Here is a 23,879-nt window from a genome sequence, read left to right as displayed (position 1 = left end):
TCCGCATATGTGTATCCCTCAGGGTACTCTTTCTCCGGATTTCGCTGGTCTTCCGCATATGTGTATCCCTGGAGGACACTCTTCGTCGAAATCCCTACGATGTTCCACTCGCCCTAAAATCAAAAAAGCCCCCGCCCCGCCAACCAATCACAGTCAGCAGTATCGAGAGCTTTCTTATTGGTCACTTATAGCTTACTTCTAGCTCGCTTCTCCTGATCAGCGATTAGTCACAACCACAAAACTAACAAGCTCCGCAACTGCATCTCCGCCCATTCCAGGCACGCTGCCGGGCGGGCTGTAGACCATCACTTCATAAGTTCCCGGCCCCTTATTCGGCGTCAGGCGATACGTAAACTTGCCGTCCTTCACAGGCACATCGACGCGCTTGCTCTCCAAGCTGCCGATCCGGTATCCAATCTGCACGGAGTCGTAACTGAATCCTTGGAACTCCCCGGCAACATCCACCGCGGCCCCATCGCTTATCTCAGCATAACCTGCCGGCCAAGCCTTGCCGTTACTGCTCGTGAGCTTCATCTTGATCTTCAAGCCATCCGTTACAACAGGGCCCATCATTCTGAACGGCACATCTGACGCAGTCAGCGTCGTCTTGAGCGGAATGCTGTTAATGACACGCTTCGTCTGCATATCGCGCATAACAAAAGCATTCTCGCCTGGGAGCAGATTCACCCCGACGCCATAAATCTGATACTTCAAGCCGTTATAGCCAAGCGGCGGCTTATGCCCTTCATAGCTCCAGCCCGTTCCTGGTCCAAGCCGATCATTATAATAAGTGAACGCAGGTCCGCCAATGCTAAGTACGGAAGTCTTATAGTCCGCTGTATCGCTGACCTGTGGCACGACACTATTCGTATCCCAGTGCGTATAACGCACGGTGATCGTTTTGGTGGCAGCGTTGTACGTCACAGGAAGACCGAACTGCTCCGTCATAAATCGCAGCGGTACGAGCGTTGTCCCCTCCTGCACGATTAGCGGCACAGTCGCCAGCTTCTCCTGTCCGCGGAACACTTCGCCCGTGCGCAGCTGGAGCTTCAACTCATTCAGCCAGCCGTTCTGCGACACGTACACAGCGCCGCCGGCGACGAACTGAATCTGTCCGCCAATAATGGTTGCAATATCGCGAAGCGGCAGGTAGGCCACCCCATTCTTCATAAGCGGCGCCTTCGCCAGCGGAGCAAATCGGTTCTCATACGTCACGAACATATTGCTGCGTCCCGCCTGCAATTCCAGCTGCATATCGACCGGAAGCAGTACAATATCTGCCGAGTCGAGCAGGTTCAGTACAGGTCTGAAGCTGGTCAACATCGAGATAAAATCATCAAGCGAGCCATAGCTGACAAAAGAGTAGTATGTGCTGCCGTCATTCGTCCAGCTTGCCGAATATATCACTTTCCCGCCTGCAGCAGCGCTAACCAGCACCGTCCCTGTCGCACCATTCACCGGCGCGCCGGGCTTCACCATCGCCGCAAACTTGTCGCTCAGCCTTGTCGCAAGCGCTGCATCCAAGCCGTCGCCCCAGAACTTCCAGCCAGCCTCGCTGCTCCCCAGCTGCTGCGCGCTCGCCGGCACAGCCAAACCCGCTTCCGCAGCATTCCCTGCCGCAAGCCGGTACAGCACATCGGAAGCTGCCACCGCCGGCCCGGCACCAGCCGCTTCGCCTGCCCCAAGCAGCATCGCCTCAACCGGCACCGCTTTCGCCGATCGATAAGCCGTTAACTTATAGCCATCTCCAGTTAGCTGGCTCTGTATCCCATAATACTGCCAACCCGAATCCGGCAGCCGCGTCGGCAAGTACGCAGTGACCGGGCTTTTCTTATACAGCTGTTGCGCAAGCGCGCTCGTAAAATGCGTATAATACCCGAATCCCGGATCTAACATTGGCGTACCGTTCCCCGTTAGCCTCGACGTCCCGCTCTCAACAAAAGTCCCACTCGACGCTGCCATCGAAACTGTCGCATTCCCGAGCACAACGAACAGCGAAGCCGCAAGCAGCACGCGTCTTGTCCATCTCCCAACCATGTCCTCCAACCTTCCTCTCATGATAAGCTTCCTGTTTTTACAGACGCTTCCACCACCGAAAGGTTGCAATCATGCAAAAAAGGTCCTCAAACGACCAGCATCAGCCGATCGTTTGAAGACCTCGCAAATCGCTACACGCGCGTACCTTCTACGCTCTGACGAAGCAGCTCAACCGCTCTAGCCGTGCCGGCTTTTTGCTCCTCCATACCTTCGTACTCCACGCTCATCCAGCCGCTGTAATCCGCTCCGGCGAGACGTCCGATGATGTCAGCAACATCGACGCTGCCCTCTGTCGGCACGGAGCCGATGAACGGCCGTCCATCCAGCGAACGGTACACGCCTTCCGTCTGCTCGAGACCTACAAGCTTGAAGTCCTTCGCATGTACGTGACGGATGAACGGCTTCAGCGCTTCGAATGCCGTCTGCGGCACATCGTCGACGAGCAGGAAATTACCCATATCGAATGTGCTGCGCAGCGCCGGCGATGCGACTGCAGCGATAATTTCTTCAACCTGCTCCGACTTACCCGCGAACACGCCGTGGTTCTCGAGGCAGAGCACCACGCCCTTCTCAAGCGCATAAGCCGCGCCAGCCGCAAGCCCTTCTACGATCCAGCCTTTACCTTGCTCGAAGCTGATGCCTTCCTTGCGGTCGCCCGCGAAGACGCGCACCACTTCAGCGCCAAGCTCTACCGCCATATCGACTGCCAGCTTGATATCATCCAGCTGCGCAGCACGCTCTTCTGCTGTCAGCTTCACGAAATCATTACATGCGCCGAAGCACGCGAGCTTGATATTGTTACGCGTAAGCGCCTCGCGAACTGCAGGCAGGTCACGCTCCGTGTTCCAGAATACGCTCAGCAGCTCAACGCCGCCCGCACCGATCGATGCCGCGTAGTCGATGAAGTCGGCATTTTGCCAAGAACCGTCGTACAAATATTTGTGGCAGCTCCACACGCTGACTGCGATCTTCATAGCTCTGTCATCCTCCTCTTAACGATACCGTTTAATGAATTCAACCGCTTTGCGGATATCTACCTCTGGCTGAGCCCCAACCTCACGCTCAATCGTCAAATAGCCTTTATAACCGATCGACTGCAGCGCCGCAAAATAAGCTTCAAAATCAACGCCGCCTTCGCCAAGCGGCACTTCTTCGAAGTCCGCGCCAGCGGAAGCCATCTCGGCAATGTGCTCATGCGTCATCTTCTGATAGCCGAGGAAGCCGTACACTTGGCGAGGATCAACGACGCGCAGACGCTTGCCGTCCTTCACATGCGTATGCACAATGTAATCTTTCAGCGTAATAACGCCCTGTTCCGGATCATCGCCAGTTACCATAACCATGTTCGCCGGATCAAAGTTAACCGACACGCCGTTCGTGCTGAGCGTATCAAGGAAGCTCTTAAGATGAGCGGACGTCTCCGGACCTGTTTCGATCGCAAAATACGAATTGAGGCTCTTGGCATACTGGCCCAGCTCCTCGCAAGCTTCTTGCATCGCCGTATAGATCGCGCCACCCCGGTCATCCGGAACGATACCGATATGCGTGGTTACAATGTTCGTGCCGAGGTCGACTGCCAGATCGAGGATCCGCTTCGACTTCTCGACTTTCTCCGCATTCGCTGCGGCATCCTGGAAGCCGTGGCCGCCAAGGTCGCCGCAAAGCGCCGAAATTTCCAGGCCAAGCCCTTCAATATACGAGCGCAGCTCGCGTCTGGCCGCCGCATTCAAATTCGCAGGGTCCATCTCGCCGGATACGGCATAGATTTGCACGCCCTCCGCGCCGACTTCCTTCGCCTTCAGCAGGCCTGCACGCACGCCAACGTTGAAGCTATCTACAATAACGCCGATTTTGTTCGCTAATTGGATGGCCATCTCGGATCTCCCTCTCTATTCGAAAATAATCTCATTGCCCGTAGCAGCCGACTCATAAATCGCGCACAGCATACGCGTCACTTCAACGCCGTCCTGAACCGGGCTTAGCGTCTCCGTCTTGCCTAGGCAGCTGTTAACGAAGTGTCCAACTTCGCGTCCGAATGCATCCACGAAATCGAATGTCGTATGGTCGACTTGCGGCGTCATATTGACGATCGTATCATGCTTCTCGCCCATAATGACAAGCGCTGGCTCAACCTCTGCGCCGCCTTTGTCACCGTAGATTTTGACGGAAATTTCGTCCTTCTGCGCATGCAGCGTGAAGCTGACGTCGACCATCAAGGAAGCGCCGTTCTCGAAGCGGATAATCGCATTCGCCAAATCCTCTACATCGTTGCGTTCTGCATCGTAGTCAGCTGCTTTATAGAAGCCGAGGTTCTTAATATGCGAACGGTTGCCGAGCTTCTTGTACGTATTGCCCGTGACCGATTTCACCTTCGGACGGCCCATCAAGTACCAGCAAATATCGATAATATGGACGCCAAGATCAATCAGCGGTCCGCCGCCGGAGCGCTCCTTATCGGAGAACCAGCCGCCCGGGTTGCCAAGTCTGCGCAAACAAGTCGCTTTCGCGTAGTAAATCTCGCCAAGATCGCCTGCATCGATGAAACGCTTGAGCACTTCAACGCTGGACGCATAGCGGCGCACGAAGCCTACTTGCAGCAGTTTGCCCGAAGCTTCAACCGCAGCGGCGACGCGCTCTGCGTCTGCAACGGTCTTCGTTAACGGCTTCTCGCACAGGACATGCTTGCCCGCTTCAAGCGCAGCGATGCTAATCTCCGCATGCGTGTTGTTCCATGTACATACGCTGATTGCATCGATGCCAGGGTCAGTAAGCAGCTCCTTGTAATCCGTGTACACTTTCTCTGCGCCATACTTGTCCGCAGCTGCGCGTGCACGCTCTTCATTCTTATCGCAAATAGCTACAAGTACAACATCCGGATTCGTTTGATAGGCACCTAAATGAGCGCCGGAGATGGAGCCTGCTCCGACAACGCCAATACGAAGTTTAGCTTGATTGCTAGTCGTCATTATTTAATCAACCTTTCCTACATGTAATCGGTTTCGATATAATGAGTGTAACTTGTCATTTCAGATGGGAGAATGCACAGCATGCCAACCTATATGGACAATATGATCAGTCCGCTGCCGCTTCGATTGTTCGACTGCATGGTCGATATCAAGAAGCTGCGCGTCAAGTCGCTCACCATTGTTCATGCCGGTCATTTGCCTGGACGAACGTCGCAGCGAGGGAAGACGAAATTCGATCACTGGGCATTCGTTTATATTAGCGCAGGTCGAGGCTACTATCAGGCCGGGGATGGAGAGAGGCAGAGCGTAGAAGCAGGCTCGCTCTTCTGCTTCTATCCCGGCGAGGTGTTCCAATACGGACCAGAGAAGAACGGCTTCTGGGACGAGTACTATTTCACGCTAGAAGGCGAGCGCATCCAGGAGTGGGTGGAGAACTGGTATGAGCATCCGGAGCTTGTAAAATACATCGGGACGGACGAGAGCTTTTTCAGCAAAATCGAGCTTATCTTCCAGTTCATCGACAGCGCCGTCCCCGCCAACCAAGACCGGGCTGCGCTCGCGCTGGAGTCGCTGCTGTTCGAAATGTCGCTGCGCTGGGGCAGCGCCGATACAGACAGCCGCTCGCTGTTCGTCCATAAGGTAATTGACGACTTGTCCGAGTCGATCTATCAGCCGCTCGATACGGCGGCGCTCGCGACCCGCCATCATATCTCCATTCCGACGCTGCGCCGCATCGTGCACGGTTATACCGGTTATCCGCTCGGCGAATATCTCCACCGGCTCAAGGTCGCGGAGGCGAAGAAGCTGCTTGTCAGCACGGATAAGACCGTCAATGAGATCGCGTCGCTGCTGGGCTATTCGGATATGTTTTATTTTTCACGCGTGTTCAAGAAAATGACGGATACTGCCCCGCGGACGTATCGGAAGCGGATGCGCTAGCTGCTCGCGAATAAGGCGCAAACAAATAAGCCCGCCCTCTTCTCTGCTGGAAGGGACGAGCTTAAAGGTACCGTATATAATCTAATCACGTTCTTCGAGGTTACGCTGCAGGTAGCTCTCCAGCGTGTTCGCAATATCGAAGACGGTATGGGCCAAATCGTAGTTTTCAAAAGCATGCTCGCAGCTTGCTTGGTAACGAATCGCGGACTCATATTGATTCAAATTAGATGCAATAATGGCTGGATCAATGCCCGCTTCGCTCTGCCGCTCCTGCACCGTCCGTCGGTCAGCGTAGATGAAGATACGAATGACTTTGTCGCCGTACGTATCCTTCAGCGCATGCGCGCCTTCCGGGTTCAGGATGAGATAGATGCTGCCGCTCTTTTTCAAGTTGTAGGCAATGTCCTTCGCCCGCAAGCCGTAACGATTGCCGTTCACGGATACGTTCTCAATAAATTCGCCGTCCGATTCAAACTGATCATACAACTCAGGCGTGATGAAATGGTAATCTTGGCCGTTAGTCTCTCCGAGCCGCGGTCTGCGCGTTGCAAAAGAGATTACTTTCGTAATGCCGAGCGTTGCGCCTACACTTTCAGCGATCGTCTTGCGTCCGGAGCCATCCGGTCCCGTAAATACGAAAATCATCTCTCGTTCTTGTTGTTCACTCATTCGCACAACCTCCTGAACGTACCGATTTTGGTCCTTCGAATGCTGCTAAGCTTTGAAGAGTCAGGTATGGCAATGTATATAATATCTATTATAGCTTAAACCAAATTCATCCAGCAATTGTTCTATTGGCGGAATGCTTGACTAATTCTATGAAATCGGATATATTTTACAAAAATCATATAACCGGAACATCTTACGTCGGAAGCACCCGTAAGCAAAGGCTCGTAGAGCAGCCTTTCTTGCGGGTGTTTTTGCGTTTTCCGGCAATTTACAACTCCGAGGAGGAAATAGCCCTATGTTACATGTTATGAGAAGAAAAGCGTTTTCAGCCATATTAATTATTGCTCTTGTCATGGTTTCCGTATTGCCCGGCACTGCAGCAGCCTCATCCGTCAAGTTGACCAGCGCGGCACAGACTACGCTTGGCAAGCTTATTGGGACAGCCAGCTCGCAGATGAAGGAAAGGCTGCAGGCACAGTCGTTGAGCTTAGTTGTTTGGCAGGTATCGGAGGATGCGCTGGATAAGCAGATTGGGACGCTTCACGATAATAATGGCACAGCGCTTGCCGCTGTTCGCGAGCGGATTAAAGTGATCGATGCGGTGAAGTTGAGCAAGCTCACTCGGGACGTCGCTGTAACGAAAGAACGATATAAGCCCCTGTTCTCGCTGTACACGTCGCTCAATACACAGATTAAAGACGCAAAGGCTTTGAAGCTGAAGACGCTCGCCTCCCTGCTTCAGGCTCAGGCGGATGGATTGAAGCCGGCCGTCGCTATCGCCCGGGCTGACATCAGAGCGAGAGAGGATGCGCTGAGGGTGGCAAAAGCAACGACTGCTAGTATAGTTAAACATCTGCGGGTCATGCTCGCCGATATCGATCCGCTTCGCGATCAGATTAAGTCGGTGCAGGCCGTCGTCTCCGGCACGAAGAAGAACATCTCTCCCGTCATTACGACGATGAATGCGGCCATGAAGGGAGACAGCTTCGAAGGTACGCTGCAATCGCTGACGACGCTCGTCTCGTTATCGCGAACGATTGTGGAACAGAAGCAGCGGATCAACAGTTTTGAGAGCCGCATTAGCGGCATTATAGCTGCGACGAACGCACAAATTCCTGGGAAATGATGAGCTTCGGCTGACAAGCTTAGCAGTAAAACCTCTCATGTATGGCGGTTGCTCGGAATAGCATGTAGAAGGCGAACTGCGTATTTACGGCTACTCTCGGTGGTACATAAGGAGGGGATAAGCTTGCAAATTCATGTTGTTCAGGCGGGTCAGACACTTTATCGGATCGCCCAAACATACGGCGTACCCGTAGAGTCCATTACGGAAGCGAATGAAATATCCGCCGGTAATTCGCTGGTGATCGGACAGGCACTCGTCATTCCGATCGTCGGGCAATATTATTGGGTGCAGCAAGGCGACACGTTAACGTCAATTGCACGCAAATTCGGCACGACCGCCGCCGCGCTTGCGAACGTGAACAGTCTTTCTGCGACAACGCCGCTGCGGGTTGGACTACGGCTATATATTCCGCCTGGTCCGAAGAGAAACGCTGCCGTGAATGCGTATATTGAGCCGCGCGGCAATTCTGTATCGGAGTCGCTCATTCAGGCGGCGCGCAATGCCGTTCCGCATCTGACCTACCTTGCCCCCGCGAACTTCCGCATTCAACGGGACGGCTCGCTTACCCCGCCGCCGCTCGATGATCTGGCGTCCATCGCACGCAGTCAGCGCGTTGCGCTCATGATGACCGTAACGAATATCGAGAACGAACAGTTCAGCGCGGAGCTCGGCGAACTTCTCTTGAATGATACGGCGCTGCAGGATAAGCTGATCGCGAATATATTGGACATGGCCAGAGAGCTCGGTTGCCGCGATATTCACTTCGACATCGAGCACTTGCGGCCTGAGGACCGAGAAGCCTATAACCGCTTCCTGCGTAAAGCGGTTGTCCCGATTCACGCCGCTGGTCTGACGATGTCGACGGCGCTCGCACCGAAGACGAGCGCGGCGCAGCAAGGTGCGTGGTACACCGCGCATGACTACAAGGCGCATGGCCAAATCGCCGACTTCGTCATCATTATGACGTACGAGTGGGGCTACAGCGGCGGCCCGCCGATGCCGGTCTCGCCGATCGGACCGGTTCGCAACGTGCTCGAATACGCACTCTCCGAAATTCCGGCGAACAAGATCATGATGGGCCAAAATCTGTACGGCTACGACTGGACGCTCCCCTATGTCCCTGGCGGCGCTTATGCCAAAGCGATAAGCCCGCAGGCGGCAATTACCCTTGCCAGGGAGCGCAACGCTTCAATCCAGTACGATTACACCGCGCAGGCGCCGCATTTCACGTACTGGGACGACAACGGCAAGGAGCATCGTGTCTGGTTCGAGGATGCGCGCTCCATCCAGGCGAAGTTCAATCTGCTGAAGGAGCTTCAGCTGCGCGGGATCAGCTACTGGAAGCTGGGACTGAGCTTCCCGCAAAACTGGCTGCTGCTAGAGGATAATTTCAAGGTGACGAAGCTGCTTTAGCGGGAACAGTGAAAGGCGGAGGCTGTGGGAGGTAGAGCCGAAGTGTCGTGAGCCCGGGTACGAGAGGCCGGAGCTGAAGCTACATACGGGGCAGTGTGAGGCAGAGCCGAAGTGTCGTGAGCCGCCATTCGAGCACAATTGTGCTTGAATGGCGGTTTTTTGCATCTAACTTCTGCCAACCTCATCCGACCACTTCCACTTCTGCCCCACGCCAGCTGTTCTCTCATCAGTAGAACCCAACTAACTCCCCCCTTTACCGGGAGCCGAGAGAGCAAATATGTGCTCTCAGCTTCAAATACACAACATTTCCTCACTGAGAGCACGTATAGGTTCTCTCATCATGCGAACCTCACCATCCTTCCAATCACCGCGAGCTGAGAGATCCCATTATTCTCTCTCAGCAGCTCAACCGTTCCGTTTGCACGTTGAGAGTGCCAATTTGAACCTCTCAGCGTCTGAACACCACCGATCTCCACCTCACCTTGAGCTGAGAGATTCCAATATGCTCTCTCAGCAGCTAATCCGCGTCATTTGTACGCCGAGAGTGCCAATTTGGATCTCTCATCTTTTGAATCCACTAACTTCCCCGCCCGAGCTGACAGTGAGAGAAGCAAAAGCCTCTCTCACTCAGTCAAACACGCCTTTCCGCTCCCCAAGAGCGGAAAAACCATCTCTCACCACCCCGCCTTCCGAGCATAGCCGCCTTAGGTCGGAGAGGTCCCCCGCCTTAAGGCCAGCTTCAGAAACAGCCGCGGGACGGTTACGAAGAATGCCGCGGATCTTTAAACTAAGGATATCGGTTGAGGCAATAAACACACCGCTCACTAGATCAATCAACACACTCACTATAAACGACGACAAATAAGAAAATTTTGAAGGAGATGGATTCACATGAAGAAACTTTTTCGCTCAACAATGGATCGCAAATTTACCGGTCTTGCCGGAGGTATTGGAGAATGGCTCGGCGTTGACCCGACGATCATCCGTATTGTGCTGATCGCTTCCGGCGTATTCAGCTTCGGCACGACGCTGCTGCTGTACGTCATCGCCAGCGTGCTTGTGCCAAAGGCGCCGTTCGAGGTTATTCCTCCTCCACCAAGCAGCTCGTTCCGTTACTTTGGCTAATTCATCAAGACCACAACTACAACAACCACAAAAAATGATAACTAGGAGATGTTCACAATGGGATTATTTGACCGTTTGTTCACGATTACACAGGCAGCTGCCAATGAGCTGCTCGATAAGCTGGAAAGCCCAGCGATGATGCTGAACCAATACGTACGCGGCATGCAGGATGATATTGCGAAGACAGAGCAGGAGCTGGTTAAGCAAGAGGCGACTGCGAAATTGACGGCACAACAGGCGCAGGAAGCGTCCGTTATGGTTGATCACTGCGAAGCGAAGGCCATGGACGCCATGAAAGCCGGCCTTGAAGGACAGGCACGTGAAGCACTCGTCGGGAAGCTTCATTATGCGGAGAAAGTGAAAGAGTACACGCAATCCCACGAGAACGCGAAGCTGCGCATTGCCGAGCTGACTCGCCAGCTGGAGCTTGCCCGCGAGGAGCAAGAGAAGATGCTGAAGAAACGCGAGGAGCTGCAAGCCCGCATCCAGCGAGCAGAAGAGAAGTCCCGCACAGCAATGCCGAACTTCAGCTCCCACCAAAATGACTTCGATGGCTTCGCGTCGCGCGGATTCCAGCGTATCGAAGAGAAGATTGCACAATGGGAAGCCCATCTGGAGCTGCGCCGCAATCCGTACAGCACGAGCGCGAGTGCAAGCGCAAGCGCATATGGCACGCCTTCGAACCCGTCGTCGCATGCTGCATCGAGCCATTCGCTGATCGACGAGCAGATGGAGCTGCTTCGCAAGAAGCTGCCTAACGACAACGCATAATCGCATCCACCTTTGCTAAAAATAACAACCTGACCTTCCGCTGCAAACTGCGCGCGGAAAGTCAGGTTGTTTTTCTGTGCATTTACGCCAGCCCCAGCGTTAGCTCCAGCTCCAGCCACTCCGCCAGCTGTGCCCTGCCGCGCCGAATATGTGTCTTGACGGTGTTCTCATTGCAGCCGAGCTTCCCGGCGATCTCGCTGTAGCTCGATTGCTTGAACAGCCGTAAATATAGCGCGGCACGTGTGAGCGACTTCAGCCGGAACAGTAGCGACCGCACGAACCGTTCGAAATCGCCGTCGAGCACATCTTGCTCTGGCGTCGCATGGCAGAGCATCGACTCGCAAAGCGGCTGCCACGTGATCCGTTTCTTCCGGCGCCACTGATCGATAAAGAGCCGATAACCCGTTTGACTGAGCCACGTCTTGGGATAGCCAGGCATCTCGCCGCCTTGAATAATTAGCCGCAGGAAAGCTTCCTGCACCAGATCGGCCGCCTCTTCTCGATTGCGGGTCAGCTTGTACATGTATCGGTTCAGATTGTCCGCATGAGCCACAAACAGCTCATTCACTGTTGCCGCTGCCTGCTCCATGAGACCCTTCACCTCCAACCGATATACCAGCCGCCCCCGCAGGCGGTCTAATCCGAACACTATCCCCGTCAAATTCAATGACCGCTTTGTCCGATAGGCCGAGCGCTTCCACATACTCCTTCGGAATTTGCAAGCGGTGCGAACGGTCAATTACGGCAAACTGCTCATGACGAGAGCCAAAGCCCCCACCAGCACCAGCACCAGCACCAACTCCAACGCCTGCATCTGCACCACTATCGGTCCCATCCGAAGCAAGCAAAGCATCTTCATTCCGCTTCACCCACTCCGTACTCGTCAACCCGTCACGAATGGCGACGACACGATCCACCTTATCCGCAATGGACAAGTCATGCGTAACGATGACGATCGTAACCCCCATCTCCCGATTCAACCGGCGGAAGATGGCCATAATCTGCTCGCCCGTCGCGCTGTCGACGGAGCCAGTCGGCTCGTCCGCGAGCACGAGCTGCGGACGGCCCGCGAGCGCGATCGCAATCGCAACACGCTGCTGCTCGCCGCCGCTCAGCTGCGTCAGCCGATTCTTCATCCGATGCTCGAGTCCGACGGCGGTAAGGAGCTGCTTCGCATAAGTCCGATCCGCTTTGCCTTGGATGAGCATCGGAAGCTCGACATTTTGCAGCGCGGTGAGGTACGGCACGAGGTTGCGGCCGTTATTTTGCCAGATGAACCCGACAGTCCGCCGCTTATATTCGATCAGCTTCTCTTTGGTCATTTTGAGCAAATTCCACTCCCCAACCGTCGCGGTCCCAGCTGATGGCAGATCAAGCCCGCCTAATATATTCAATAGAGTCGACTTCCCGCTTCCGCTGTTGCCGATGATCGCCATCATCTCGCCTTGCGCGACGGTCAGATTGAGCCCCTGCAGCGCGACGACCTCGATATCATCGGTTTTGAAAATTTTCACCAAGCCTTCGCAATGGATCATCGCTGTCTCACTCACTTCCATCACCGCTCCTCACCAAGCTTCACCGCATTCGTAATGCGCAGACGCCGCAGCTGCATAATCAGCAGACACGCGCCGGCAGCGAGCATAACGCCAGTCGCGATGTACAGCTTAAGCGCATCTCCTGCCTCGAACACGATTCGAAACGGCGGCACTTGCCTCGTCGCGTCAACGCCGCTGCCCTGCAGGAACGGCAGGAACAGACGGCTCGCCAGCGTGCCGAGCCCGATGCCCGCAGCAACCGACAAGCCGGTCGTAAACAGCTGCTCGAGCAGCAGCATGCCGGTTAACTGCCCGCGGGAAAGCCCCATTGCCCGCAAAATCCCGAGCTGCACGACGCGCCGCGACAACGTGAAGAACCAGAAGATGAGATAACCGAGCAGCGAAACGAGCAGTGAAATAAGGAAGCTGAGACTGAGAATGCCGAACACGCCGCCTTGAGCCGGATGGTTCCGGCGTTCAATGAGCGCACCGCGCGCATCGTCCACCTGCGATACCGTAATGCCGCTATCTGCAAGCTTGTCGAGCACCGGAGCCAGCTTCGCGCCGTCCTCCATGTTCAGCCAGACATCGTATGGGATTTTCTCGATCTGCTGATTGATATAATCCAGGTTGGCGATGAAGAACGGCATCTCGTCCGGATAAAGGCTCGGCCAATAAGGCACAATGCCGACGACAACGAAATCGACCGGCGTATTATCGTAGCCCATCCGAATCGTGATCGGGTCACCCTCTTGCAGCCCATGCTTCTCGGCAAAATTACTCGACACCAGCGCAGCCTGCTCAGCCGTGCCAAGCGCATCCAAGTACTGATATGGCGTTACCGGATACAGATCATCGCGGAACCACGCTGTCTTCGCAAAATCCGCATTGTCGATGCCGACCACCTGCCCTGCTCCCGCAGACTTGCCGCTAACCTCCACCTTGCCTGTCGCCTTCAACACGCGGGTCGCAGAAGAGACACCATCCAGCTTGCGGTACGCCTCGAATGACGGCTCGGTGTAATAGATTTTGTTCTGGTCATCCTCGTCCTGAATCCCTTCCCAGGCGGTTTTCAGAATGACGTCGCTGCCGTATTGATACTGCGTCCGGTCCATTGCATTCAGATCCATCGTTCTAGCAGCCGATGAATTATAGACTCCAAGCCCAATCGTAAGCACGAGCAAAATCATAATCGGATAAAATGCAGCCCCCGACCTTGAGAGCTGAGTTAACGTCAAATACACCGTCACCGGTGCCCGGTTCTTCAGCACCGTGCGCAGGAAACGAAGCAGCAGCGGGAACAGCCGGAGGCAGAGCAGCCCTGCAGCGAAGATCAACAACGCGGGCACCGCGAAAATAACCGGCTGAATGTCAGCCCCTTGACCGCCGCCACTACCACTACCGCTGCCCCCTCCGCCACTCCCCACAGCCGCAATTTGTCCGCCGTGCAGCAAATACCAGCCGGCCGCCGCCAACACGAGCAGCACAACATCCAGATAGAGCCGCTGCCAGAGCGGCGCACTGCCAGAGCGCGCCCGCTGCTGCACATGCTGAACGACGGACGCCTCGGCGTACTTGCGGATCGGCACTACGGTCGCGATGACCGCCATCACTGTGGCGCCGATCCCGAACAGCCAGGCGGTTCCGTTCCAGCCGACCGGAATCGACTTGCGGCCGACGAACGAGAGAAACCCGCTCGAAGAGCCGATCGTCTTCGCCATGAACCAGGCGAGACCAAGTCCAATCAAGAGCGCCGCTGCGCCTAGCAGCGCGGCTTCGATCGCATACAGCGCGACGATCTGACGCGGGCTCGTGCCGCGGCTGTGCAGCACCGCGATGTCGCTGCGCTGCCGCTCCAACGATTGCTGCGCATTCAGCGTAATGTAGTAGAGCACCATGGCCAGCACCGGCGCCGCCAGCGCGAACAGCATCGCTTGAAGCAGCGTGCTCTGCCGCTGAAAGTCTTCCAGCATATCGACGAACGTCAAGTTGACCTTCGTGCCCTCCATCATCCGGCTTAAGTCCACTTCCAGCCGCCCCAGCTCGCCGATTAGAGGGGAGAGGTCGCTGATGCGAATATTTTGCAGATCGAACGCGTAGTACCAGCCTGCTGAATCAAGGACAAGCTTGTTGTCCTTCAGCAGCGTATCCTTCATCGTCTTGGAGCCGACGAGCATCGTGGCAGCCAGCTTGTCTTGGCCGTCAATCGCCCAGTTGAGACTTGACTCATCCTTCAGCTTGTAAGTGCCACTGATACGCACGGTGATCCGTTTCGTCTTGCCGTCACTGTTACGCACGTCATAATAGAACGTGTCGCCGACCTTCCAGCCATAACGAGCCATCGCTTCATCCAGCACGAGCGCTTCTATCGCGCCATCCTGCATCCCGTCTCGAGGCTGCTTCCCTTGGACCAGCTGAATCTGCCCGCCTTCTTGGATGCCGCTCTGCGTCGCTAGCTCCATGCGCACTAGACGGCCAGCCTTCTCTTTGTCTGTAGGCCGCACAACGGACGAAGGCAGCGACATCCGGCTGGAGTACGCCTTTACCGGAAAACCAACCTCGCCCGGCAGCTGCTTGCTTATCCAGCTATCCACCTCGGCAAGACCATCCAAATCCGACTCGTTACCGCCAGACGACTGGTATTTCATATATAGCGACGCCGCGGGCAGCCCCTGCGTCTCTTCTTGAAGCGACTTGGCAACGACCCGCTTCAGCGTACCGTCCGCATACATCGGAATGCTCATTGCAAAAGCAGCCGCAACCGTCAGCCCAAGCAGCGTGCCGAGCGTGAACCAGCGATTTTGCCACATTTTCAGGAGCAGAAAAAGGAGAATTCGCATTATTTCCCCACAACCTTCTGGCCTTCTACAAGTCCTTTGCTGATTTCCACGTCCGTCGTCGATTGGGATCCGATCTCAACATCCACCTCGCCCTTGGTGCCGTCGGCATTCGCGACCATGACGTAGTTACGGTCATTCTGAGTCCGCAGCGCCGATACCGGAATCGTAAGCACATTCTCGCGCCGTTCAACAACGACGGCGGCCGAAAGCGGCGTACCGTGACTGACACCTCCCGGCAGCTTCGGCACATCGATCAGCACATACGAGTCGAGCGAATCCTCATCCGATTGATCCGTGCTAATTGGCATCCGCCTAACTTTCCCGGTTATTTCCCCGCCCGTATTGATGCTCACCGTCGTCTCCATGCCCGCCGCGATGCTCGCCAGGTCAGAAGAACTGAACTGCACCGCAACGACGAGCGCATTCATGTCCGCAATCTGCCCAACCTTCTCGTACGACCGTGCCAAATCCCCTTTTTCCGCCGTCAAGCTTACGATCGTTCCGTCATACGGTGCTACGAGCTTCAAGCCGGTAAGGTCCTTCTTCAAGTCGGCGAGTTCGCTCTCCAGCAGCTCGTAATCCAGCTTCTGCTTTCGAAGTGTGACATCGCTATCACTGCTGTTGCCCGTTGCTCCCTGACCCGAGCCCCGAATCGCTTCCTTCAGGTCCAGCTCCGCTTTCTCAATATCAATTTCCTTGCGGCGAATCTGGCTTTCCGTATCGCCTGTATCGAGCAGGGCAAGCACCTGGCCCTTCTTCACGCTGTCGCCTGCTTTGACCAGCACATCTGTAATTCGCTGATTATCCACTGTAAAATAAAGATTTTCCTCCCGCTCGCTCATCAGCTTCCCGGAACCGCTCACGCTCAGCGTAAGTGTCTCGCGCTTCACCGGATATTCCGGCTTCTGCGAAATCTTCGGCACCCGGATCTGCGGCAGCGCCTCCTGCTCTTCCTCCTGAGGCAGCAGCGAGCAGCCAGCCAGGAGCGCGAGGCTGAGCCCCGCAAGCAGCAACCGTGCCGCGGAGTTCCCCGCTCGCTTCTTATGCCGGAACAATCCGTCCATCGGCCATCTGGTATACAACGTCCGCCGCCTCCCATAACGTAGAATCATGTGTTGTCATGCAGATCGCAATCTGCTCCGCCCCAATAATGTCGCGAAAGGCGCCGATGATGCGCGCCGCCATTTGCGTATCCAGCTCCGCTGTCGGCTCGTCCGCCAGCAGCAGCGCAGGCCGGTGGGCAATCGCCTTCGCGATCGCCACCCGCTGCTGTTCGCCGCCGGACAGCTCGAAGGGCCGATGATGCGCCCGCTTCGCCAATCCGACGAGCTCGAGGCATCTATCGGTGCGTTCCTTCCACTGCGCGCGGGGAGTGCCTGCCATCCGGAGGGACAGCTCGACATTCTCCCATGCAGTCAGGAGCGGCAGCAGCGCAAACGATTGGAATACGAAGCCGATCTCCTTGCGCCGCAGAACCGTCAGCCGCTTATCGCTCCACTCGTCGATCCGGCTCCCGCGAAAAACAATCTCGCCCTCCGTCGGCCGGTCCAATCCGCCGAGCAAATTGAGCAGCGTCGTCTTCCCTGACCCTGACCGTCCGCGAAGCATGGTCAGCTTCCCCGGCTCGATCGTAAGCTCGATGCCTTTGAGCACATCGACGCGGGCGCTCCCGCTGACGGGGAAGCTTTTGTGAACATGCCGCACCTCGAGCAACGGCCCCAAATCCTCCGCCGCCATTACCCTGCCGCCGCCTCGTCGTTCATCGCTTTCGTCAGCAGATCCTGCCCTTTCGATTGGATCGACTTGATCGTATCGGCTACCGATTGCGTACCGGCCACCGCTTTCTGAATCTGCTCATCGGCCATCTGTCCGAAGGAATCCGCGAAACCGTCCGGCAGATTCTGAAGCAGGCTTTGCTCGTTGAGCTTCAACGCGTAGAATGCATCGACGTTCTTGCCGCCCATATCATTCTTGAAAGCCGTACGGGAAGATAGCGTCGGAGACGACTTCGAGCTTGTCTTCGCCAGCTGCTCGCCGTTGACATATTTGACGAGCTCCCATGCGAGCGGCAAATTCTCGGATGCCGCGCTGATCGAGACCACGTTATCGAGTTCGACGCTTCCCGTCACATCGGGCTGTGCTGGATCGACCGGCACCGTCACGACATCCCAATTGATCTCTTGACCAAGCGGACGCGGACCTGCATCTGCGGTCTTGCCGCCGCTGCCGCCTTTTTTCACTGCGACCGTCGCGCCTGCCATCTTGCCCATCATGCTCATAATCATCGGGCTGTCGACCGCCATCGCCGCCTGGCCTTGCATGAACCGCATCGTGCTCGGGCCGAACGATATCGCCTTCTGGCCTCCCGCCATACGGATCATGCCGCCCATTCCGCCGCCACCGCCTGTCGATGGAGCAGTGAGGCTTCCTGACTTGTAGCCTGCGATAACCGATTCGAAGATGCTCTTCCACTCCGGCGTATCGATGGATACCGTCTTCGTGTCGCTGTCTGCGTACAGCAGTCCTTTGGCTTCGCCGATCGTTCTGATGAGGTCAAAAGAATTGCTCGTCGAGATCGACTGCGCCAGACCGTACAGAGCGTCGTCGCCTTTCATCATCGCCTCCGGATCGTCGCTGCCCTTCTTCACTGGGAAGCGCGCCGCGAGTTTCATGACATCCTCCCAGCTCATGCCGTCGCTCGGATAAGGGATACCGTATTTGTCGAAAAGATCCTTGTTATAGTAGAGCGCCTGGCTGGAGAACGTCGGGCTCAGTCCGTACAGCTTGCCGCCTCCGCGCTGCTTGAGCAGATCGATGACGGACGGCTGGAAGCTGTCGATGTCGAACTTGTCCTGCTTCACCGCTGCATCCAGATCGTAGAGCATCCCTTTCTTCGAAAGCGCCGCGTATTGATCTTCGGATAGGAACAGCGCGTCCGGATGCTGGTCCTGGATGAGCTTCTCGAGCTCGGCTTCCGGGTTATCGGCCTGAAAAATACTTTCCGTCGATACGACTTCTACGTCCACGTTCGGGAACATCGCTTGAAACGCGTTGCCGTATTGGCTGAAGAAAGCTTGCTCGTCGAAGTACGCCACCTTCAACGTTCCTTGGTCTTCTCTATCCAGGCTGCCGAAGTCCGACCCCTTCTTGCCTCCCGACGATGTGCAGGCCGACAGCGCAACGAGCAGCGTCAGCGCGGACAGGCTCAGCGCCGGCTTTTTACCCCATGGTTTATACAATACAATCACCCTTCTTCTATGAATTGATCTACAGAAACCAGTATGAAAGGCGATCTTTAGAAATCCGTTAGAGAAGCTGAAAGGAAGCTTAATAGACGCTGAAAAGAACATAAAATAAGAGGGAGACCGGAATCTCCCTCTTGCTTCGGTGCTGCTTCGGTGCTGCTTCGGCGCTGCTTCGGTGCTGCTCACCGCTTGCTCTCCTGCCTCCGCCCGCCACCTGCTCATCTGCTTCTGCCGCTTGCTCCTCCGCCTCCCACGCCCCGCCGTCTCCCGCTTCCACCGCCGCCGCTAAGGAACCGTACAGAGCTTATTTGCCCGAAAATAACACTTTTGTGGAGCTAAGGAACCTCAGCAGCACTATTCAGCAATAACGGCTCCTGAGTCCGTTAGCAAGTTGGCGGGGGCCAGAAGCTTGCGGTGCGGGGGCGGTCGGCGGTTTGCGAATTGCGGTTCGCGGGTTGCGGGTTGCGGGTTGCGGGTTGCGGGTTGCAGGTTGCAGGTTGCAGGTTGCGGGTTGCAGGTTGCAGGTTGCAGGTTGCAGGTTGCGGGTTCGCCGTTGCGACGACAACGGTATTGCTCTGACCCTGTCGGCAGCCCCCGGCCCGCTACCCCGACAACGGCAGCGTCACAACAACCCTCGTGCCGACGCCGAGCTTGCTCTCCACCCGGAGCTTGCCGCCGTGGCGGTCGACGATCCATTTGGCTATGGCGAGGCCGAGGCCTGTGCCTCCTTCCTGGCGGGTGCGCGCCTTATCCGCGCGATAGAACCGGTCAAACACATGCGGCAAATGCTCGGCTGCGATGCCGATGCCGGTGTCCTCGATCTCCAGCACCGCGGTATGCGCGAGCTTGCGGCAGCCCACACGTACAACGCCGCCCTCCGGCGTGTACTTGATCGCATTATCCAGCAGCGCCGTCAGCAGCTGGTGCAGCCGCTCTTCGTCGCCGGTCATCGGGACGGACGCTTCCGTCTCGGCGTTCAGGATGATCTCTTTCACCTCGGCGAGCATCTGCATCTTGCCGACGCTGTCCTGCACGATGCGGTCGAGCTGAACCGCACGCTTATCGAGCTCCAGCTGGTTCGAATCCGACCGCGCCAGCGTAAGCAGGCCGCCGACCAGCTTGCTCATGCGCCGCGTCTCCTGCAGCACGACGGAAATATGCTTGCTGTCCTGCTCGATCGTATGATCGGGATGGCGCAGCAGCAGCTCCCCATGCGCTTGAATAACGGACAGCGGCGTGCGCAGCTCGTGCGAAGCGTCGGAGACGAACTGCTGCTGCCGCTCCAGCGAGATCCGGATGGGAATCAGCGCACGGTTCGCCAAGTAGTAACCGGCAGCAACGGCGACGAGCAGCCCGACAAAGCCGCCGAACAGCAGAATCAGCCACAGCCGGTGAAGCATCCCCGTCTCTGCGGAAATATTCGTAAGCAGCTGCTGCTTCGCAACTTGGTACTCGCTGCCGCTCATGAACACCACGGGCATTACCTCGTCACCGCTGCTTTTTGTATATACACGATAGTATTGGTCGCCGACTTTAACGGTGGTCAGCTCCTTGGCGAGCTTGTCCGGCTGAAGCCGCATCAACTGATCCTGGCTGATGATTTCGTGCGCCGGCATCAGAAGCGGCTGGTTATCCTTCGACCAGAACAGCTGAATGACCGGCCGGTCCATCTGGCCCACCTGATAGATGATTCCTTTCTGCAGCGGCAGCGCAGCCGACGCCGATGTCGCCGCAGTCACCGTCATCTTGTTGCTTACCCCGGTCAGCGATCGGTCGATCTGCGACATCAGCATATCTTTCATCACCAAATAAACGGACACATTCAAGGCGATAAGAATGACGGACAACACAGCAGCATTGCGAATCGTGAGCTGGATGCGGGTACGATTGAACATTACGCTCTCTCCTTCAGCATGTATCCGACGCCGCGGATCGTATGAATGCAGCGGTCATAGCCCGAGGGAGCCAGCTTCTTGCGCAAATAATGGACGTACACGTCAACGACGCCGATCCCCGCATCCGAATCGATGCCCCATACGCGGTCAAGCAGCTGCTCCTTCGTCAGGATTTGCTCCCGGTTGAGCAGCAGAAACTCCATCAGCTCGAACTCCTTGGCCGTCAGCTTCAGCGGCTCTCCATCGGCATACCCTTCCATCGCCTGGCATTTTACCGAGATGCCGCCGTATTTCAACTCGCCGTCCGGTGCACCTCGCGATTGTCTGCGCATGAGCACACGAATGCGCGCCAGAAGCTCAGGCATCGCAAAAGGTTTTATCATATAATCATCAGCGCCTGCATCGAGCCCTAGCACCCGATCTTCGACGCTATCTCGTGCCGTGAGCAGTAGAATCGGCAGCGTAATCCCCTTCGCACGCAGCGATTGGAGAACGGACAGCCCGTCCATCCCCGGCATCATAATGTCAAGCACGATCAAATCATGAATGCGCTGCTCGGCCAAATACAGTCCTTCAAGGCCATTGTCCGCCTCGTCGATCTGATAGGCCTCTTCTCTAAGCACCATCGCGATCGCATCACGCAGCGGACGGTCATCTTCTACTATTAATATTCGCACTTGCTATGCCCCTTCTTCACTCGGCCATTGTTCTGCTGGTCCAATTGTACATGGCGAACCTTAAGAAAGGGTTAAAAAAAGGGCCTCGAAGTACAGCTTCCGCTGCAATCCGCGACCCATCTCACAGTATCGTTATGCCAGTTTGCTAATGAGTTCATCCAGCGATACACCTTCGAAACCATCGAGCATCACATCAGCCTGCGACAGGTTCATCTGAGCCGTCACCGGATTCGGCACGGCAATCGCCTTCAAGCCTGCCAGCTTCGCTGCCGTAAGCCCGTTCAGCGAATCTTCGACTGCCACTGCTTCATCAGCCTTCAGGCCAAGCCGCTCCAAGGCGAGCAAGTAGAGTGCCGGATCCGGCTTCGCCTTCAGCACATCGTCTCTCGTACAGATCACTTCGAAGTATTCCGCGATGCCCTGCTGCTGCAAATGCCGATTAATCCATTTGCGATCCGAGCTGGACGCCAATCCAATGCGCAGACCAAGCCGCTTCGCTTCATCCAAAATGCCAACCACGCCTGGTCGCAGCGTCGTCCCCTGAAGCTCTTCCTCATGCAGCCGTTCGAACTGTTCTACCAGCTCGGCGCGATCGAGCGGCTTGCCCGCCAGCTCCTGCAGGTGTGTATACGGGTCGAACGGGGCGTTCACCGTTCCGATGCAGATCGCCCATTTCTCCAGCGCCAGCTCTTGCCCGTAGTGCTTGTACACTTTGCAGAACGCCTCGTACCCACAAGTTTCCGTATCCATCAGCGTACCGTCAAAATCAAAAATAATCGCTTTAATCGTCATTTTCTCGTCCCCCTCATGTTTACAAGCAAACAAAAGAACCGTCAGTTTCGCATTTATCGCCCTGACGGCTCTATCTCATTACAGCAGGAAGAAGCCTTCCTCCTGCAAATATTGTTCAGCCTCTTCGTAGGTTTCCAGCACCATCTCCAGGCTCGCTCCGGCGTACACATACCAGAGATCGTCCTCATGCCGCAAAATCAGCGACTGTTTATCCGGTCCGAACCAAGTCGACGAAGAAATTTCACTCCTCTTGCTGCGCGGTGCATTCGCCGCTTCTCTGACGGACCGCTGATTCCATTCCGGCTTCCGGTAAGAGAGCGATCTAATCGACTCTTGCACCAAGCTGCGGAATGCATCGGCCTCATAATTGCGAATGTTTACGAACCCCTTGTCATCGGTATCATAACCTTCCAGATTGCCGGCATAGATGAAGCCGTTTCCGTTCGGGTGGAGGTGAAACGCAACATTTTTCTTGTCATACAGGCTCTCATCGTACTGATAATTGACTCGCCCTAGTGACACGTCCTTCCGCTTGAGCTCAGGAAAGGACTCCAAAATCGAAATCTTCTGGTCGAAGCTGAGCATAATCGCCTCCGAATAATGGGAATATTGCTGTGATTATAACACAGCGGTGCAGCAACTCCAAAGCTTACATAAGCTGGAAGAGTTCTGTAACACATTTTATGATGCGGCGGGAGTTTCCTAGTACTTGGACTTTCAAAAAATTCACAATATTCCCTGGCTGTGCTGGGCAGAATAGGAAGGAATAGACAAACAATGGCCATAAGGAAGCACCCATCCCAAGAAAAGGCGGCTAAATGCGATGAGAAACCGAGACAACCACGAAGAGTATGACGAGTACTACAACGAAACGTCCAATACGGCGGCAGGCATTAATACGCCGCGCGATCACGAAAGCTTCGGCCCGCTCGATATGCTCAGCGATGCGGTCGAGGAGATGGTCGATAACGTGCAGCATTCGTTCGGCAGCCATGATCCGGATGAGCATGTGTACCGGAACTATGCGGACCGTCACTCGTTCTAATGGATGAAGAAAGGAGCATCCTCCATATGGGGATGCTCCTTTTATACTCTTTTATAGAGGAAGCAGCCGGACTGCAGCCTGCTTGCCGCTTAGCTGAATGCCGGTCTCCTTCTTGCCGCTGCCGGAGAGATCCTTCACGAGCTGCTCCAGCAGTTCCTTCGCCTTGGCGCCTTCCTTGCCCCCAATCTTGACGACAAGATCGACCGCATTGCCCGAAGCAAGCAGCTTCTCGCATTGGCGCAGCTTCGTGTCGTAGTCGTGATCCTCAATATGCGGCGTCAGCCGAATCTCCTTCGCCTTGAGCGGCTGGTCCTTCTTCCGCTCCTCGCGCTTCTGCGCCGACGCATCCTGCTTCGCCGCTCCGCGGCTGATCAGCTTGCACGGCGGCGGGCTGCTCATCAGCGACGTGCAGACGAGATCCACCTTATGCTCCCTCGCAAGCGCCAACGCCTCGTCCCGCGAGACGATGCCGAGATCCTCGCCATTGATTCCGGTTAACCAAACTTCCGATGCTTTGATTTGTTCATTGACGATCATGCCGATAACCGCTCCTTCTGCCATCTTGTTGCTGCATAGCGCTATTATCGCATATTGAGCGGCTTATCTAAACTCGTGCTCAACCAACTACCATAACCCCTATACTGGAAAAATCCATCATAGAATGGCCTTCGCAGCCCAATTCGCTCTCTATAATGGAAAAATCCGAAAAATCCACTCATCTCTGCTCAAAATCACCCTTTTGGGCGCTTTCGGACGAAAATGAGTGGATAAAGAGTCAATTTCATAAGTCTATGATCGCTAGGT

At 55.8% G+C, this 23,879-nt stretch carries 23 protein-coding genes; 6 read left to right on the top strand and 17 right to left on the bottom strand.

From position 1 onward, the window contains the following. Positions 1-216: 216 nt before the first annotated feature. The 4 genes from A8990_RS19005 to A8990_RS18990 all read right to left on the bottom strand — a co-directional run bounded on the left by A8990_RS19005 (position 217) and on the right by A8990_RS18990 (position 5,003). Positions 217-2,058 (bottom strand): copper amine oxidase N-terminal domain-containing protein, encoded by a 1,842-nt coding sequence (locus A8990_RS19005; protein WP_147306832.1) that lies wholly within the window; start codon positions 2,056-2,058, stop codon positions 217-219. Between the two features lie 110 nt (positions 2,059-2,168). Then, positions 2,169-3,011, bottom strand: coding sequence for a sugar phosphate isomerase/epimerase family protein (locus tag A8990_RS19000; RefSeq protein WP_116190627.1), 843 nt, complete (start codon positions 3,009-3,011; stop codon positions 2,169-2,171). Positions 3,012-3,029: 18 nt separating this feature from the next. Continuing rightward, positions 3,030-3,911 (bottom strand): sugar phosphate isomerase/epimerase family protein, encoded by an 882-nt coding sequence (locus tag A8990_RS18995; RefSeq protein WP_116190626.1) that lies wholly within the window; start codon positions 3,909-3,911, stop codon positions 3,030-3,032. A 15-nt stretch (positions 3,912-3,926) separates the two neighbouring features. Next, positions 3,927-5,003 (bottom strand): Gfo/Idh/MocA family protein, encoded by a 1,077-nt coding sequence (locus tag A8990_RS18990; protein WP_116190625.1) that lies wholly within the window; start codon positions 5,001-5,003, stop codon positions 3,927-3,929. An 81-nt stretch (positions 5,004-5,084) separates the two neighbouring features. Between A8990_RS18990 and A8990_RS18985 the strand changes: the two genes are divergently transcribed. Then, entirely contained in the window at positions 5,085-5,942 is an 858-nt protein-coding gene (locus tag A8990_RS18985; RefSeq protein WP_116190624.1) for a helix-turn-helix domain-containing protein, read from the top strand. A gap of 81 nt (positions 5,943-6,023) precedes the next feature. On the opposite strand, the gene A8990_RS18980 is transcribed toward A8990_RS18985, so the two are convergent. After that, positions 6,024-6,611: a guanylate kinase gene (locus tag A8990_RS18980; protein ID WP_116190623.1), complete on the bottom strand. Its 588-nt coding sequence runs from the start codon at positions 6,609-6,611 to the stop codon at positions 6,024-6,026. Between the two features lie 295 nt (positions 6,612-6,906). Here A8990_RS18980 and A8990_RS18975 point away from each other — a divergent pair, with 295 nt between their 5' ends. The 4 genes from A8990_RS18975 to A8990_RS18960 all read left to right on the top strand — a co-directional run bounded on the left by A8990_RS18975 (position 6,907) and on the right by A8990_RS18960 (position 11,046). Continuing rightward, the gene (locus A8990_RS18975) at positions 6,907-7,737 is read left to right on the top strand and encodes a hypothetical protein (RefSeq protein WP_116190622.1); all 831 of its coding nucleotides are present in this window, start codon (positions 6,907-6,909) and stop codon (positions 7,735-7,737) included. A gap of 123 nt (positions 7,738-7,860) precedes the next feature. Continuing rightward, positions 7,861-9,150, top strand: coding sequence for a glycoside hydrolase family 18 protein (locus A8990_RS18970; protein ID WP_116190621.1), 1,290 nt, complete (start codon positions 7,861-7,863; stop codon positions 9,148-9,150). A gap of 891 nt (positions 9,151-10,041) precedes the next feature. Continuing rightward, positions 10,042-10,275 carry a PspC domain-containing protein gene (locus A8990_RS18965; RefSeq protein ID WP_116190620.1) on the top strand — a complete coding sequence of 78 codons (234 nt, stop codon included), beginning with the start codon at positions 10,042-10,044 and terminating at the stop codon, positions 10,273-10,275. A gap of 57 nt (positions 10,276-10,332) precedes the next feature. Continuing rightward, a complete protein-coding gene (locus A8990_RS18960; protein WP_181909670.1) occupies positions 10,333-11,046 on the top strand; it encodes a PspA/IM30 family protein in 714 nt (237 codons plus the stop codon). 82 nt (positions 11,047-11,128) lie between these two features. Here A8990_RS18960 and A8990_RS18955 read toward each other — a convergent pair whose 3' ends face one another. The 11 genes from A8990_RS18955 to A8990_RS18905 all read right to left on the bottom strand — a co-directional run bounded on the left by A8990_RS18955 (position 11,129) and on the right by A8990_RS18905 (position 22,615). After that, a complete protein-coding gene (locus A8990_RS18955; RefSeq protein WP_181909669.1) occupies positions 11,129-11,635 on the bottom strand; it encodes an RNA polymerase sigma factor in 507 nt (168 codons plus the stop codon). Next, on the bottom strand, positions 11,607-12,581 hold the full coding sequence (locus A8990_RS18950) for an ABC transporter ATP-binding protein (protein ID WP_116190693.1): 975 nt from the start codon (positions 12,579-12,581) through the stop codon (positions 11,607-11,609). Before A8990_RS18950 ends, A8990_RS18955 begins: the two co-directional genes overlap by 29 nt. Before the next feature lie 20 nt (positions 12,582-12,601). After that, on the bottom strand, positions 12,602-15,421 hold the full coding sequence (locus A8990_RS18945) for an ABC transporter permease (RefSeq protein WP_116190617.1): 2,820 nt from the start codon (positions 15,419-15,421) through the stop codon (positions 12,602-12,604). Continuing rightward, on the bottom strand, positions 15,421-16,503 hold the full coding sequence (locus tag A8990_RS18940; RefSeq protein ID WP_181909668.1) for an efflux RND transporter periplasmic adaptor subunit: 1,083 nt from the start codon (positions 16,501-16,503) through the stop codon (positions 15,421-15,423). Before A8990_RS18940 ends, A8990_RS18945 begins: the two co-directional genes overlap by 1 nt. After that, positions 16,463-17,158, bottom strand: coding sequence for an ABC transporter ATP-binding protein (locus A8990_RS18935; RefSeq protein WP_116190615.1), 696 nt, complete (start codon positions 17,156-17,158; stop codon positions 16,463-16,465). Before A8990_RS18935 ends, A8990_RS18940 begins: the two co-directional genes overlap by 41 nt. After that, positions 17,158-18,660 carry an extracellular solute-binding protein gene (locus A8990_RS18930; RefSeq protein WP_181909667.1) on the bottom strand — a complete coding sequence of 501 codons (1,503 nt, stop codon included), beginning with the start codon at positions 18,658-18,660 and terminating at the stop codon, positions 17,158-17,160. Before A8990_RS18930 ends, A8990_RS18935 begins: the two co-directional genes overlap by 1 nt. An 88-nt stretch (positions 18,661-18,748) precedes the next feature. Next, a complete protein-coding gene (locus tag A8990_RS31620) occupies positions 18,749-18,943 on the bottom strand; it encodes a hypothetical protein (RefSeq protein WP_181909666.1) in 195 nt (64 codons plus the stop codon). Between the two features lie 325 nt (positions 18,944-19,268). Then, the gene (locus A8990_RS18920; protein ID WP_116190612.1) at positions 19,269-20,561 is read right to left on the bottom strand and encodes a sensor histidine kinase; all 1,293 of its coding nucleotides are present in this window, start codon (positions 20,559-20,561) and stop codon (positions 19,269-19,271) included. Further along, positions 20,561-21,238: a response regulator transcription factor gene (locus A8990_RS18915; protein WP_116190611.1), complete on the bottom strand. Its 678-nt coding sequence runs from the start codon at positions 21,236-21,238 to the stop codon at positions 20,561-20,563. The genes A8990_RS18920 and A8990_RS18915 overlap by 1 nt, the downstream gene beginning before the upstream one ends. Positions 21,239-21,370: 132 nt before the next feature. Next, on the bottom strand, positions 21,371-22,030 hold the full coding sequence (locus A8990_RS18910) for an HAD family hydrolase (RefSeq protein ID WP_116190610.1): 660 nt from the start codon (positions 22,028-22,030) through the stop codon (positions 21,371-21,373). A 78-nt stretch (positions 22,031-22,108) separates the two neighbouring features. Beyond that, positions 22,109-22,615 (bottom strand): hypothetical protein, encoded by a 507-nt coding sequence (locus A8990_RS18905; protein WP_116190609.1) that lies wholly within the window; start codon positions 22,613-22,615, stop codon positions 22,109-22,111. 238 nt (positions 22,616-22,853) lie between these two features. On the opposite strand from A8990_RS18905, the gene A8990_RS18900 reads away from it, so the two are divergent. Next, positions 22,854-23,075 (top strand): hypothetical protein, encoded by a 222-nt coding sequence (locus tag A8990_RS18900; RefSeq protein WP_116190608.1) that lies wholly within the window; start codon positions 22,854-22,856, stop codon positions 23,073-23,075. Positions 23,076-23,126: 51 nt separating this feature from the next. On the opposite strand, the gene infC is transcribed toward A8990_RS18900, so the two are convergent. Further along, positions 23,127-23,636, bottom strand: a complete 510-nt coding sequence (gene infC / locus A8990_RS18895; protein ID WP_245996101.1) for a translation initiation factor IF-3 — start codon at positions 23,634-23,636, stop codon at positions 23,127-23,129. Positions 23,637-23,879: the final 243 nt, after the last annotated feature.

It is taken from the genome of Paenibacillus taihuensis, assembly GCF_003386535.1.
GTDB lineage: Bacteria > Bacillota > Bacilli > Paenibacillales > Paenibacillaceae > Paenibacillus_Z > Paenibacillus_Z taihuensis.
Note: the sequence above shows the minus strand (reverse complement) of the source record. Positions and strands in the feature narration are given on the sequence as shown.

Coding starts and splice junctions, on each gene's coding strand:
- A8990_RS18945 (WP_116190617.1), bottom strand. CDS start 15,421: ATGCGAATTCTCCTTTTTCTGCTCCTGAAAATGTGGCAAAATCGCTGG.
- A8990_RS18990 (WP_116190625.1), bottom strand. CDS start 5,003: ATGACGACTAGCAATCAAGCTAAACTTCGTATTGGCGTTGTCGGAGCA.
- A8990_RS19000 (WP_116190627.1), bottom strand. CDS start 3,011: ATGAAGATCGCAGTCAGCGTGTGGAGCTGCCACAAATATTTGTACGAC.
- A8990_RS18980 (WP_116190623.1), bottom strand. CDS start 6,611: ATGAGTGAACAACAAGAACGAGAGATGATTTTCGTATTTACGGGACCG.
- A8990_RS18965 (WP_116190620.1), top strand. CDS start 10,042: ATGAAGAAACTTTTTCGCTCAACAATGGATCGCAAATTTACCGGTCTT.
- A8990_RS18900 (WP_116190608.1), top strand. CDS start 22,854: ATGAGAAACCGAGACAACCACGAAGAGTATGACGAGTACTACAACGAA.
- infC (WP_245996101.1), bottom strand. CDS start 23,636: ATGGCAGAAGGAGCGGTTATCGGCATGATCGTCAATGAACAAATCAAA.
- A8990_RS19005 (WP_147306832.1), bottom strand. CDS start 2,058: ATGAGAGGAAGGTTGGAGGACATGGTTGGGAGATGGACAAGACGCGTG.
- A8990_RS18995 (WP_116190626.1), bottom strand. CDS start 3,911: ATGGCCATCCAATTAGCGAACAAAATCGGCGTTATTGTAGATAGCTTC.
- A8990_RS18955 (WP_181909669.1), bottom strand. CDS start 11,635: ATGGAGCAGGCAGCGGCAACAGTGAATGAGCTGTTTGTGGCTCATGCG.
- A8990_RS18910 (WP_116190610.1), bottom strand. CDS start 22,030: ATGACGATTAAAGCGATTATTTTTGATTTTGACGGTACGCTGATGGAT.
- A8990_RS18960 (WP_181909670.1), top strand. CDS start 10,333: ATGGGATTATTTGACCGTTTGTTCACGATTACACAGGCAGCTGCCAAT.
- A8990_RS18905 (WP_116190609.1), bottom strand. CDS start 22,615: ATGCTCAGCTTCGACCAGAAGATTTCGATTTTGGAGTCCTTTCCTGAG.
- A8990_RS18935 (WP_116190615.1), bottom strand. CDS start 17,158: ATGGCGGCGGAGGATTTGGGGCCGTTGCTCGAGGTGCGGCATGTTCAC.
- A8990_RS18985 (WP_116190624.1), top strand. CDS start 5,085: ATGCCAACCTATATGGACAATATGATCAGTCCGCTGCCGCTTCGATTG.
- A8990_RS18950 (WP_116190693.1), bottom strand. CDS start 12,581: ATGATCCATTGCGAAGGCTTGGTGAAAATTTTCAAAACCGATGATATC.
- A8990_RS18920 (WP_116190612.1), bottom strand. CDS start 20,561: ATGTTCAATCGTACCCGCATCCAGCTCACGATTCGCAATGCTGCTGTG.
- A8990_RS18975 (WP_116190622.1), top strand. CDS start 6,907: ATGTTACATGTTATGAGAAGAAAAGCGTTTTCAGCCATATTAATTATT.